This is a genomic window from Pseudomonas benzopyrenica (assembly GCF_036884265.1).
GTDB classification, from domain to species: Bacteria; Pseudomonadota; Gammaproteobacteria; order Pseudomonadales; family Pseudomonadaceae; genus Chryseomonas; species Chryseomonas benzopyrenica.
The window spans coordinates 393395-405478 of the sequence record NZ_CP145723.1; the positions used below are offsets into that span (position 1 = coordinate 393395).

The window sequence follows — 12084 nt, forward strand, 5'->3', positions numbered from 1 at the left end:
AAAGTCGTCCTGCACGCCGGCCATTAAGGGGCCGCGGCCTCTCGATGGGCTCAAAAAGATAGCGGATAATAAAACATGACCTGCGCATCGGCTAGGGCCGAGGGATCCGCTGCAAATGACTGAAGATGTTCGCTTAAACCAGATAGAAGACTGGCTGACCACCGTTCTACCGGAAATTTTCCGGGAGCAGGCCTGGGGCGAGGTGCCCACGGGCAGCCTGACCGCGGCCAGCAGCGATGCCAGCTTTCGCCGTTATTTCCGCTGGGCGGGCGAGGGCCGCAGCCTGATCGTGATGGATGCGCCGCCGCCGCAGGAGGACTGCCGTCCGTTCGTCCGGGTGGCCGGGCTGCTGGCGGAAGCCGGGGTCCATGTGCCACGCATCCTGGCCCAGGATCTGGAACGAGGCTTCCTGTTGCTGAGCGACCTCGGCCAGCTTACCTACCTGGAGGTGATCAACGCGGCCAATGCCGATGATTATTTCCAGGCGGCCATTGATGCCCTGCTGGCTTTCCAGCGCAAGCAGCCGACGAACGGCAGCCTACCGCTCTACGATGAGGCTCTGCTCGCCCGCGAGCTAAGCCTGTTTCCGGAGTGGTACGTTGGGCGGGAACTGGACACGGCCTTCAGTGCCAGCCAGCTCGAACGCTGGCAGGCCGTCTGCCGGCTGCTGATCGACAGTGCCCTGGCGCAGCCCCAGGTGCTGGTCCACCGGGACTTCATGCCACGCAACCTGATGCTCAGCACGCCCAACCCTGGCGTGCTGGACTTCCAGGACGCGGTCATCGGGCCGGTCACCTATGACATCACCAGTCTGTTCAAGGATGCCTTCCTCAGCTGGCCGGAGCCGCTGGTACAGCGCTGGCTGCTGGGCTACTGGGAACAGGCGCGCGCCGCCGGCATACCGGTGCAGGCCGAGTTCGCCGACTTCCAGCGGGCCTCGGACCTGATGGGCGTGCAGCGTCATCTCAAGGTGCTGGGCATCTTCGCCCGCATCTGGCACCGCGATGGCAAGCCGCGCTACGTCGCCGATAGCCCGCGCTTTCTCGCCTACATCCGGACCGTGGTCGCACGGCGACCCGAGTTGGCGGACCTGGGCGCCTTGCTGGACGAGTTGCACGCCGAGCGAGCCCATCCATGAAGGCCATGATCCTGGCGGCGGGCAAGGGCGAACGGATGCGTCCGCTGACGCTGACGCGCCCCAAGCCACTGATCGAAGTGAACGGTCGCCCGCTCATCGAGCACCATATCCAGGCGCTGGCCGCCGCCGGTATCACCGACTTGGTGATCAACCACGCTTGGCTGGGCGACCAGTTGGAAGCCGTCCTGGGTGACGGCAGTCGCCTGGGTGTCTCCATCCGCTTTTCCGCCGAAGGTGAGCCGCTGGAGACCGGGGGCGGTATCTTTCGGGCGCTGCCACTGCTGGGTAGTGAACCCTTCATGCTGATCAATGGCGACATCCGCACCGATGTCGATTTCGCGGCCCTGGCACTGCCCGCCGGCTGCCTGGCGCACCTGGTGCTGGTCGACAATCCCGTTCATCACCCCAGCGGCGATTTTGGTCTGGTGGAGGGGCGGATCACCCTGGAGGCCTCGGAAAAGCTCACCTACAGCGGCATCGCCGTGCTGCACCCGCAGCTCTTCTCCCGCTGCACGGCAGGAGCCTTCAAGCTGGTCGATGTGCTGCGACCGGCCATTGTCGCCGGGCAGGTCTCGGGCCAGCGGTTGGCGGGACGCTGGGTGGACGTAGGCACCCTGGAACGCTTGGCCGAGGCGGAGCAACTGTTCGGGATGGCTTCTTGAAGCTCTGGTTCTGGCCGCTGACGCTGCTGGGTTTCCTGGCCGGTTGGGCGGTGGCCAGTATTCCCGGCGCCCTGCTGGTGGCGTTGCTCGCCCATGCCGGCGAGCGCCAGCTGGGGCTGACCTCCCTGGCGGGCTGGAAGGCACGCTGGCAGGGACGCCCTGGCCGCTTCGAGCACCAGGCACAATTCCAGATGCTCGGTCGGCTGGCCAAGCGTGGTGGCCGGGTACTCACCGCCCATATCCGCCAGGCCGAAGGCGAGATCGAACGGCTGGGGCTGGGGGCGGACGACCGCAAGAAAGCCATCGCCGCCTTCGAGCAGGGCAAGGGTGGCACCCTGCCGTCAGCGGCAGACCTGCAAAGACTCAGCGAGCGCAGTGAGCTGATTCTGCGCGCCTGCTGGCGCATGGTCTGGATCAGCGGCAGCGTACGCCCCGGTGATCGCGATGAAATCCTGGGCTGGGGGCAGGCAATGGGGCTGGCTGAAGCCCAGGTGCTGGCCCTGCAGCCGCCCGTACAGGCGGCGCCGCGGCAGCCCAGCAACGAAGAGAAATACCGCAAGGCCCTGCAATTGCTCGGCGTCACCGACGATGCCGACGCGGCCACGGTCAAGCAGGCCTATCGCCGATTGCTCTCGCGTCACCATCCCGACAAGAAGGCCGGTGCCGGAGCGGGCCAGTCGGCGGTCTATGCCGCTGCCCAGCGTACCGCCGAGTTGCACGCTGCCTACCAGGTGATCAAGAAGCGGCGGGGCTTTCGCTAGCGGCTGGCGGTAGTCGATCCAGCCAGGCGCGCAGGCGGCGGATGGTCTGTTCCTGCTCCGCGGCCCGGTCGCCGGGAATCACCGGCAATTCGATCTGCCGATAGCCTTTGTTAGCCTTTTGCGCTGCGCGCGTCTTGCGCCGCTGGGCGGCCGGTCCGGGTGCGTGCACCAAATCGGCGATCTGCAGGTCGGTCTTGCCCATGGTGGCGTCCAGCCGCGGCGGCAGCCCCTCGGGCTCGCGACCATCGATGAGCACCAGTTGCTTGATCTCGGCTGGCTCCTTTTCGGCGAGATAGCGCGCCGCCCAGTAGGCGCCGGTGCCGTGGCCGACCAGCACGATGGGATTGGCGCCCTGTTGCAGCGCCAGGTCGATGCCAGCGGCGATGCGCGCCAACACCCGGGTGGCCTGGGCATTGGCCGCGGCTTCGGGATCGACCGGCGCGACCGCCGCCTGGGCTGGTTCGCCGCTGCCGGCTTCGGCCTGGGTCGGGGCGGCGGGCGCCGTGCCGCTGCCGCCGGTAACCGGCGGTGCCGCCTGCTCGCTGTTGGCCTGGGCATCGGTATCCGCCGGTGCGGTATCCCGCTCGATCGCCACCACGGGGTCATAGGGATCGGGCAGGCTGAGGCTTATGGTCTGCCAGCCGTAGGTGGGTAGTTCCTGGCGCACGGGGGCTATCACGTTGGGCCAGTCGGCCGATTCGCCAGCGCCCGGCACCAGCACCACCGTGCCGGCGGCCTTGGCGCGGGTAGCGGGCAACAGCAGGGCGAGAAAGGACTCGTCGCCGGCCTGAAGGGTCTTCTGCTGCTCGGCGGGCAGCTGCCGCATGAGCGCCTGCTGCTGCTCCTGGCTGCGCGTCAGCGCTGGCGCCGGGGCTGTAGGAGCCACAGGCGGTTCCGGCGCCGGGCTGGGAGCCTCTTCGGCAAGCACCGGGGCGGCAAGGCCGAGCAGGAGGAGGCAAAGCGGCAGCAGGGCAGGTGACGACATCGACGGGAATCCTCAACAAGGGGATGGTTGACCCTGGCGAGCCTACCGCCGTTCGCCCCGTCGGGGCAGCGGGAACGCCCGAGCCGCAGACGGATCTCCGTTACAATGCCGCCCCTCAACCTTCGCCGAGGCTATCCCATGCAACCCTTCGCCATCGCCCCCTCGATCCTGTCCGCCGATTTCGCCCGCCTGGGCGAGGAAGTCGACAAGGTCCTCGCCGCCGGTGCCGACATGGTCCATTTCGACGTGATGGACAACCACTATGTGCCCAACCTCACCATCGGTCCCATGGTCTGCAAGGCGCTGCGCAACTACGGGGTGACCGCGCCCATCGACGTGCACCTGATGGTCAAGCCGGTGGATCGCATCATCGGCGACTTCATCGAGGCCGGCGCCACCGACATCACCTTCCACCCCGAGGCCTCCGAGCACATCGATCGCTCGCTGCAGCTGATCAAGGATGGCGGTTGCCGGGCCGGCCTGGTGTTCAACCCGGCCACCTCGCTGGATGCGCTGAAGTACGTGATGGACAAGATCGACATGGTGCTGCTGATGAGCGTCAACCCCGGCTTCGGCGGCCAGAAATTCATTCCCGGCACCCTCGACAAGCTGCGCGAGGCCCGCGCCCTGATCGACGCCTCCGGCCGGCCGATCCGCCTGGAGATCGATGGTGGGGTCAACGTCAAGAACATCGGCGAGATCGCCCGCGCCGGGGCCGACACCTTCGTCGCCGGCTCGGCCATCTTCGGCCAGCCCGACTACGCCGCGGTGATCCAGGCGATGCGCGCCGAGCTGGCCAAGGCCCGCTCGGTATGAGCGCCCTGGTGCGGCTCGGTGGCGGGCATCCGCCCGCCCTGGTGATGTTCGACCTCGACGGCACCCTGCTGGACTCGGCGCCGGACCTAGCCGCCGCGGTGGACGCCATGCTCGAACGCCTGGGCCGCGCGCCGGCGGGGCTGGACAAGGTGCGGCTGTGGATTGGCAACGGCGCCCGGGTGCTGGTGCGTCGCGCCCTGGCCGATGACATGCAGCACGACGCCGTGGACGAAGCCGCTGCCGACCAGGCGCTGGCACTGTTCATGGCGCTCTATGGCGGCAGCCACGCCCTGACCCGCGTCTATCCCGGCGTGCTGGACAGCCTGGCGCTGCTGCGCACCCTGGGCGTGCGCCTGGCGGTGATCACCAACAAGCCGGAGCGCTTCGTCGCGCCGCTGCTGGCCGACATGGGCCTGGGCGACTTCGACTGGATCGTCGGCGGCGATACCCTGCCGCAGCAGAAGCCGGACCCGGCCGGCTTGCTGTGGGTCATGCAGCAGGCGGGGGTGGCGGCCGGCCAGGCCCTGTTCATCGGCGATTCGCGCAACGACATCCGTGCCGCCCGCGCCGCCGGGGTGCGCTGCGTGGCCCTGAGCTATGGCTACAACCATGGCGAGCCCATCGCCAGCGAGCAGCCGGATCTGGTGGTCGACGATCTGCGCGAGCTGTTCATCTAGCACGCCGAGGTGGCCGGCCGGTTGCCATGCCGCGCCGGCTAGGCTAACGTGGCCCTTCAACCCCCGCCTCAAGAGCAAGAGATCGCATCGTGGTGGTCACCCGCACAGGCTCCTCGCGAGCATGGATGAAAGTCATCAAGGCCCTGGCCCGTTGGCGCTGGCGCGCCTGATTTCGTCCTGGCCGGTATCTGACCGGCGCGCTGTGCACCCGACCTTTCGTTTTCCTCGCCACGAGGCTGATCATGACCCGCGACGATTTCCTGCGCCTGGCCGCTAAAGGCTATAACCGCATTCCCCTGGCCTTCGAAACCCTGGCCGACTTCGACACCCCCCTGTCCATCTACCTGAAGCTGGCCGACGGCCCCAATTCCTATCTGCTGGAATCGGTGCAGGGCGGCGAGAAGTGGGGGCGTTACTCCATCATTGGCCTGCCGTGCAGCCGTGTCCTGCGCGTTCATGGTCATCGCGTGGTGGTCAGCGATGCCGGTCGCGAGGTCGAGGTGATCGAGCACTGCGACGATCCCCTGGCCTTCGTCGAAGCCTTCAAGGCGCGCTATCGCGTGCCGACCCTGGATGGTCTGCCCCGCTTCAACGGTGGCCTGGTGGGCTACTTCGGCTACGACAGCGTGCGCTACGTGGAACGCCGCCTGGCGGCCTGCCCCAATCCCGATCCGCTGGGGACGCCCGACATCCTGCTGATGGTGTCCGATGCCGTGGTGGTGTTCGACAACCTGGCCGGCAAGATCCATGCGATCGTGCTGGCCGATCCAGACGAAGCCGAGGCCTTCGACGCCGCCCAGGCGCGCCTGGCCGACATCCTCGACCGCCTGCGCCAGCCCATCGTGCCGCGTCGTGGCCTGGATCTTTCCGCCCCGACCGGTCCGGAACCGAGCTTTCGTTCCAGCTTCAGTCGCGAGGATTTCGAAGGCGCGGTGCAGCGCATCAAGGACTACATCCTGGCCGGCGACTGCATGCAGGTGGTGCCTTCGCAGCGCATGTCCATTGCCTTCCAGGCGGCGCCCATCGATCTCTATCGAGCGCTGCGCTGCTTCAACCCCACGCCCTACATGTATTTCTTCAACTTCGGTGACTTCCACGTGGTGGGCAGTTCGCCCGAGGTACTGGTGCGGGTGGAGGACGGCGAGATCACCGTGAGGCCCATCGCCGGGACCCGTCCGCGCGGCGCCACCGAGGAAGCCGATCTGGCCTTGGAGCGTGATCTGCTGGCCGACGCCAAGGAGCTGGCCGAGCACCTGATGCTGATCGACCTGGGGCGCAACGACGTGGGCCGGGTCTCCACCACCGGCAGCGTGACCCTGACCGAAAAGATGGTCATCGAGCGCTATTCCAACGTGATGCACATCGTCAGCAACGTCACCGGCCGGCTCAAGCCCGAGCTGAGCGCCATGGACGCCCTGCGCGCCATCCTGCCAGCGGGCACCCTGTCCGGGGCGCCGAAGATCCGCGCCATGGAGATCATCGACGAACTGGAGCCGGTCAAGCGGGGCATCTACGGCGGCGCCGTGGGCTACCTGGCCTGGAACGGCAACATGGACACCGCCATCGCCATCCGTACCGCGGTGATCAAGGACGGCGAGCTGCACGTGCAGGCCGGGGCGGGGATCGTCGCCGATTCGGTGCCGGCGCTGGAGTGGGAAGAGACCCTCAACAAGCGTCGCGCCATGTTCCGCGCCGTCACCCTTGCCGAACAGTCCGTCTGAGGAGCCTGCCATGTTGCTGATGCTGGATAACTACGATTCCTTCACCTACAACCTGGTGCAGTACCTGGGCGAACTGGGCGCCGAGGTCAAGGTGGTGCGTAACGACGAGCTCCCGGTCGAGGCGCTCGAAGACCTGGCGCCGGAGCGCATCGTCGTCTCCCCCGGTCCCTGCACGCCCAACGAGGCGGGCATCTCCCTGGCCACCCTGGAGCGCTTCGCCGGCAAGCTGCCGGTGCTGGGCGTCTGCCTGGGTCACCAGAGCCTGGGCCAGGCCTTTGGCGGCGAGGTGGTGCGGGCGCGCGAGCCGATGCACGGCAAGACCAGCCCGGTCTACCACAACGGCGAAGGCGTCTTCGCCGGCCTGCCCAATCCCTTCACCGTGACCCGCTACCACTCGCTGGTGGTCAAGCGCGAGACCCTGCCCGACTGTCTGGAGATCACCGCCTGGACCCAGCATCCGGACGGCAGCCTGGACGAGATCATGGGGCTGCGGCACCGCGAATTCATGATCGAAGGGGTGCAATTCCATCCCGAGTCCATCCTCACCGAACATGGCCATGACCTCTTGGCCAACTTTCTCCAGCAGCAGGGAGGACGCCGCTAGATGGACATCAAGCAGGCCTTGAATCGCATCAGTGGCCAACTCGACCTCAATGTGGCCGAGATGCAGGCGGTGATGCGCCAGATCATGACCGGTGGCGCCGACGAGGCGCAGATCGGTGCCTTCCTCATGGGCATGCGCATCAAGAGCGAGACCATCGACGAGATCTGCGGCGCGGTCAGCGTGATGCGCGAACTGGCGACCCCGGTGGTGCTGCCGAGCCTCGACCATGTGGTCGACGTGGTGGGCACCGGCGGCGACGGCGCCAACATCTTCAACGTGTCCTCGGCCTCGGTGTTCGTGGTGGCGGCCGCGGGCGGCAAGGTCGCCAAGCACGGCAATCGCGCGGTGTCCGGCAAGAGCGGCAGCGCCGATCTGCTGGAGGCCGCCGGTATCTACCTGGAGCTGAATCCGGCGCAGATCGCCCGCTGCGTCGAACAGGTGGGCGTCGGCTTCATGTTCGCCCAGTCGCACCACAGCGCCATGCGCCATGCCGCCGGGCCGCGCCGTTCCCTGGGGCTGCGTACCCTGTTCAATATGCTCGGGCCGCTGACCAATCCGGCCGGTGTCCGTCACCAGGTGGTCGGGGTGTTCAGCGCCGCCCTCTGCCGACCCCTGGCCGAGGTGCTGCAGCGCCTGGGCAGTCACCATGTGCTGGTGGTGCATTCCCGCGACGGCCTGGACGAATTCAGCCTAGCCGCGGCGACCCAGGTGGCCGAACTCAAGGACGGCAGCATCAGCGAATACCAGGTGCTGCCGGAGGATCTGGGGATCAAGAGCCAGACCCTGGTCGGCCTGACCGTGGACGGTCCCGAGGCCTCCCTGGCGCTGATCCGCGACGCCCTCGGTCGACGCAAGACCGAAGCCGGGCAAAAGGCCGCCGACATGATCGTGCTCAACGCCGGCGCGGCGCTCTATGCCGCGGATCTCGCCCATAGTCTGCATGAAGGGGTACTCTTGGCCCACGACGCGCTCTACAGCGGCCTGGCCCGGGAAAAGCTGGACGAGCTCGCCCATTTCACATCCGTCTATCGCGAGGAGGGTCGCCCGTGAGTGTGCCAACCGTGTTGCAGAAGATCCTGGCCCGCAAGGCCGAGGAGATCGCCGAGCTCAAGGCCCGGACCAGCCTGGCCGAGCTCGAGGCCCAGGCCCGCGCCGCCGATGCCCCGCGCGGCTTCGCCCGCGCCCTGCAGGCCCAGGTGGCACGCAAGGAAGCGGCGATCATCGCCGAGGTGAAGAAGGCCTCGCCGAGCAAGGGCGTGATCCGCGAACACTTCGTGCCGGCGGAGATCGCCCACAGCTATGCCCTGGGCGGGGCCACCTGCCTGAGCGTGCTCACCGACGTGGACTTCTTCCAGGGCGGCAACGCCTATCTGCAGCAAGCGCGCGCCGCCTGCCAGCTGCCGGTGATCCGCAAGGACTTCCTCATCGATCCCATCCAGGTAGTGGAAGCCCGGGCCATCGGCGCCGATTGCATCCTCTTGATCGTCGCCGCGCTGGACGACGCCCTGATGGGCGAACTGGCCGCCACGGCCAAGGCCATCGGCCTGGACGTGCTGGTCGAGGTCCATGACGGCGCCGAGCTTGAGCGCGCGCTCAAGGTGCTGGATACCCCGCTGGTAGGCGTCAACAATCGCAACCTGCATACCTTCGAGGTCAGCCTCGAGACGACCCTGGATCTGTTGCCGCGCATCCCACAGGATCGCCTGGTGATCACCGAGAGCGGCATTCTCAATCGCGCCGACGTGGAGCTGATGGAGATTAACGAGGTGCGTGCCTTCCTGGTGGGCGAAGCCTTCATGCGTGCCGAGGAGCCGGGCCAGGAGCTGCAGCGGCTGTTCTTTCCTGACCGGCGCTTCCCGCTCATGGATGCCTGACCGTTCAGGCGCCTGAACAAGGCCTCGGGGGCGACCACCGAGGCCTTTTTTTATCTGCAAGGTGACCCAGGTCGACTCACGCCCGCCCCAATCGGCGGGAACGACCTCCGTGTACCCGCTGCCGACGCGGGGCTTTGTTTCCTGACCCCTAAACCCGGTTAATGACCTCCGACCCGCTGAACCGTGGCGGGTCGAGGAGTCGATCGGCCATCGCGAGGTGCGCCGGGGCTCCGCCGCACCAGGCCATCCATAACCAGGGCAAGCAAGAACCATGGCAACGGAAGAAAAAAGCGAAACACTTGATATCAGCGTCACCGATCCCTCCCGGACCGAGGAGTCGCGGCGCGATCGCCGACTCGCCGGTACCACCGACTGGGTGGTCTTCGGCGTCACCAGCATCGCCGCGCTGGCCTTCGTGATCTGGGGCTTCGTCAACCAGGCCGGTCTGGCCAGCAGCGCCTCGACCGCCCAGGGTTGGGTGATCACCCATTTCGGCTGGCTGTTCGTGCTCACCTCCACCGGCTTCGTGGTCTTCGTCATCTGGCTGGCGGCCAGTCGCTATGGGCGGATCCCCCTGGGGCGCGACGACGAACAACCGGAATTTCGCACCCTTTCCTGGGTGGCGATGATGTTCAGCGCCGGCATGGGCATCGGCCTGATGTTCTTTGGCGTCGCCGAACCGCTGTCGCACTATCTCAACCCGCCACCCGGCGGCGCTGCGGGGCAGAGCAGTGCCGCCCTGCAGGTGGCCATGGCTACCACGCTGTTCCACTGGACGCTGCATCCCTGGGCCATCTATGCCGTGGTCGGGCTGGCCATCGCCTATGGCACCTATCGGCGCGGTCGCAGCCAGCTGATCTCGGTGGCCTTTCGCCCCCTGATCGGCGAACACGCCAATGGCCCCGTCGGTCGCGTCATCGACATGATGGCGATCTTCGCCACCCTGTTCGGCTCGGCGGCCTCCCTCGGTCTGGGCGCCCTGCAGATCGCCGGCGGACTCGAACACAACGGCTGGATCGAGCAACCCGGAAAAATGCTGTATATCGGCATCATCACCGTGCTGACGGTGGCCTTCGTCATCTCTGCCGTGTCCGGCGTGGAAAAGGGCATCCAGTGGCTGTCCAACACCAACATGGTGCTGGCGGTGGCCCTGGCCCTGTTCGTCTTCGTCGTCGGCCCGACCCTGCTGATGCTCAATCTGTTGCCCACCGCCATCGGTGACTACATCGACCTCCTGCCGGAGATGATGGCGCGCACCAGCGCCAGCGGCGGCGAGGCCATGGGCAACTGGCTGTCGAGCTGGACGGTGTTCTACTGGGCCTGGTGGATTTCCTGGACACCCTTCGTCGGCATGTTCATCGCCCGCATCAGTCGCGGCCGTACCATCCGCCAGTTCGTCACCGGGGTATTGCTGGTGCCGAGTCTGGTCAGCGTGGTCTGGTTCGTCATCTTCGGTGGCGCGGCGATCGACGCCATGCGCCTGGGCGCCTTCACCCTGGTCGACGGCGCGGTGAACAGCAACTTCGCCCTCTACGATCTGCTGGCCAGCTATCCCTGGGTCTCGGTGACCTCGGTACTGGTCATGGTGCTGGTGGCGATCTTCTTCGTGTCCGGCGCCGACGCCGCGTCCCTGGTGATGGGTACCCTGTCCGAGCGCGGTACCACCGAGCCCTCGCGACGCACGGTGATCTTCTGGGGCGCCCTCACCGGCGCGGTGGCGGCGATCATGCTGGCCATCGGCGACCCGGGCAATCCAGGCGCCGCCCTCAATGGTCTGCAGAATCTGACCATCGTGGTCTCGCTGCCTTTCGTGGTGGTCATGGCGCTGCTGTGCCTGGCGCTCTATCGTGACCTGCGCTGCGATCCGCTGATGCTGCGGCATCTGCGCGGCACCGAGTTGATCGAGAAGGCGGTGCTCTATGGCGCGGTCAAGCACGGCGAAGAATTCCACTTCGTCGTGGGTGAGCCCAAGGCCAAGGGGAACGGCGAGAAGACCGTCGACGAGAAAGCCACGGTGCGGGTGGAGAAGGTACAGCGGAAGGTCGAGATCTGACGCGCTGGAAGGGCGGGGGCAGCGGCCCCCGCCTGCTGGCAGGGGCGCACCGGGCGGGGCTCAGCGGGTGCCGAACACCACCATGGTCTTGCCCTTGACGTGGACCAGTCCCTGTTCTTCCAGGGACTTGAGCACGCGGCCGACCATCTCGCGAGAGCAACCGACGATGCGGCCGATCTCCTGACGGGTGATCTTGATCTGCATGCCATCCGGGTGGGTCATGGCGTCCGGCTGCTTGCACAGGTCGAGCAGGGTGCGCGCCACGCGACCGGTGACGTCGAGGAAGGCCAGGTCGCCGACCTTGCGGGTGGTCTGGCGCAGCCGCTCGGCCATCTGGCGGCCGAGGGAGAACAGCATGTCCGGATCATGCTGGCTCAGTTCGCGGAACTGGCCGTAACTGATCTCGGCGACTTCGCACTCGGTACGGGCACGGACCCAGGCGCTGCGCTCGGGCTCGCTGCCTTCCTTGGAGAACAGACCCATCTCGCCGAAGAAGTCCCCAGCATTGAGATAGGCGATGATCATTTCGCGGCCCTCATCGTCTTCGATAAGGATGGTCACCGAACCCTTGAGGATGAAGAACAGGCTTTCGCTGTTGTCGCCAGCGTAGATGATGGTGGTTTTTGCCGTGTAGCGGCGACGCGAGCAGTGCGCTAGCAGCTTGTCGATGTGCTGTAACTTCGCGGGTGGGATGATAGCGGCCATGCTGATTCCTGAGGTTGAAAGCTAACCTGAGTCGGGGGCACCGATGTCCGAACCGGTGCATGCATAGGCTGCGCCGGTTCCAATTCAA

Annotated in this window: 11 protein-coding genes and 1 pseudogene; 10 read left to right on the top strand and 2 right to left on the bottom strand. The window is 66.7% G+C overall.

Annotated elements, in window-relative coordinates; genetic code table 11:
• Positions 1-115 precede the first annotated feature (115 nt).
• Genes V6W80_RS01880 through V6W80_RS01890 form a run of 3 tightly spaced genes read left to right on the top strand, consistent with a single transcriptional unit; the run spans position 116 to position 2561 of the window.
• Complete coding sequence (locus tag V6W80_RS01880; RefSeq protein ID WP_338545731.1) at positions 116-1138, top strand: aminoglycoside phosphotransferase family protein; 1023 nt, start codon at positions 116-118, stop codon at positions 1136-1138.
• Positions 1135-1800: an N-acetylmuramate alpha-1-phosphate uridylyltransferase MurU gene (murU, locus tag V6W80_RS01885; RefSeq protein WP_338545732.1), complete on the top strand. Its 666-nt coding sequence runs from the start codon at positions 1135-1137 to the stop codon at positions 1798-1800. Before V6W80_RS01880 ends, murU begins: the two co-directional genes overlap by 4 nt.
• A complete protein-coding gene (locus V6W80_RS01890; protein ID WP_017640360.1) occupies positions 1797-2561 on the top strand; it encodes a DnaJ domain-containing protein in 765 nt (254 codons plus the stop codon). Before murU ends, V6W80_RS01890 begins: the two co-directional genes overlap by 4 nt.
• On the opposite strand, the gene V6W80_RS01895 is transcribed toward V6W80_RS01890, so the two are convergent.
• Positions 2536-3546 (bottom strand): DUF3530 family protein, encoded by a 1011-nt coding sequence (locus V6W80_RS01895; RefSeq protein WP_338545733.1) that lies wholly within the window; start codon positions 3544-3546, stop codon positions 2536-2538. The genes V6W80_RS01890 and V6W80_RS01895 overlap by 26 nt on opposite strands.
• Before the next feature lie 138 nt (positions 3547-3684).
• Here V6W80_RS01895 and rpe point away from each other — a divergent pair, with 138 nt between their 5' ends.
• The 7 genes and pseudogenes from rpe (at position 3685) to V6W80_RS01930 (ending at position 11291) form a co-directional block, all read left to right on the top strand.
• Entirely contained in the window at positions 3685-4362 is a 678-nt protein-coding gene (gene rpe / locus V6W80_RS01900) for a ribulose-phosphate 3-epimerase (RefSeq protein ID WP_027600735.1), read from the top strand.
• Positions 4359-5209, top strand: a pseudogene (locus V6W80_RS01905) (phosphoglycolate phosphatase). The gene rpe and the pseudogene V6W80_RS01905 overlap by 4 nt, the downstream one beginning before the upstream one ends.
• Positions 5210-5281: 72 nt before the next feature.
• Complete coding sequence (gene trpE / locus V6W80_RS01910) at positions 5282-6760, top strand: anthranilate synthase component I (RefSeq protein WP_338545736.1); 1479 nt, start codon at positions 5282-5284, stop codon at positions 6758-6760.
• A 10-nt stretch (positions 6761-6770) separates the two neighbouring features.
• Positions 6771-7364, top strand: coding sequence for an anthranilate synthase component II (locus V6W80_RS01915; RefSeq protein WP_017640365.1), 594 nt, complete (start codon positions 6771-6773; stop codon positions 7362-7364).
• On the top strand, positions 7365-8414 hold the full coding sequence (trpD, locus tag V6W80_RS01920; RefSeq protein WP_173149694.1) for an anthranilate phosphoribosyltransferase: 1050 nt from the start codon (positions 7365-7367) through the stop codon (positions 8412-8414).
• Positions 8411-9238 carry an indole-3-glycerol phosphate synthase TrpC gene (gene trpC / locus V6W80_RS01925; RefSeq protein WP_338545737.1) on the top strand — a complete coding sequence of 276 codons (828 nt, stop codon included), beginning with the start codon at positions 8411-8413 and terminating at the stop codon, positions 9236-9238. The genes trpD and trpC overlap by 4 nt, the downstream gene beginning before the upstream one ends.
• Positions 9239-9509: 271 nt before the next feature.
• Positions 9510-11291, top strand: coding sequence for a BCCT family transporter (locus V6W80_RS01930; RefSeq protein WP_338545738.1), 1782 nt, complete (start codon positions 9510-9512; stop codon positions 11289-11291).
• A gap of 60 nt (positions 11292-11351) precedes the next feature.
• Here V6W80_RS01930 and crp read toward each other — a convergent pair whose 3' ends face one another.
• Entirely contained in the window at positions 11352-11996 is a 645-nt protein-coding gene (crp, locus tag V6W80_RS01935) for a cAMP-activated global transcriptional regulator CRP (RefSeq protein ID WP_017640369.1), read from the bottom strand.
• Positions 11997-12084 lie beyond the last annotated feature (88 nt).

Coding starts and splice junctions, on each gene's coding strand:
- rpe (WP_027600735.1), top strand. CDS start 3,685: ATGCAACCCTTCGCCATCGCCCCCTCGATCCTGTCCGCCGATTTCGCC.
- crp (WP_017640369.1), bottom strand. CDS start 11,996: ATGGCCGCTATCATCCCACCCGCGAAGTTACAGCACATCGACAAGCTG.
- V6W80_RS01915 (WP_017640365.1), top strand. CDS start 6,771: ATGTTGCTGATGCTGGATAACTACGATTCCTTCACCTACAACCTGGTG.
- trpE (WP_338545736.1), top strand. CDS start 5,282: ATGACCCGCGACGATTTCCTGCGCCTGGCCGCTAAAGGCTATAACCGC.
- trpD (WP_173149694.1), top strand. CDS start 7,365: ATGGACATCAAGCAGGCCTTGAATCGCATCAGTGGCCAACTCGACCTC.
- V6W80_RS01880 (WP_338545731.1), top strand. CDS start 116: ATGACTGAAGATGTTCGCTTAAACCAGATAGAAGACTGGCTGACCACC.
- murU (WP_338545732.1), top strand. CDS start 1,135: ATGAAGGCCATGATCCTGGCGGCGGGCAAGGGCGAACGGATGCGTCCG.
- V6W80_RS01895 (WP_338545733.1), bottom strand. CDS start 3,546: ATGTCGTCACCTGCCCTGCTGCCGCTTTGCCTCCTCCTGCTCGGCCTT.
- V6W80_RS01930 (WP_338545738.1), top strand. CDS start 9,510: ATGGCAACGGAAGAAAAAAGCGAAACACTTGATATCAGCGTCACCGAT.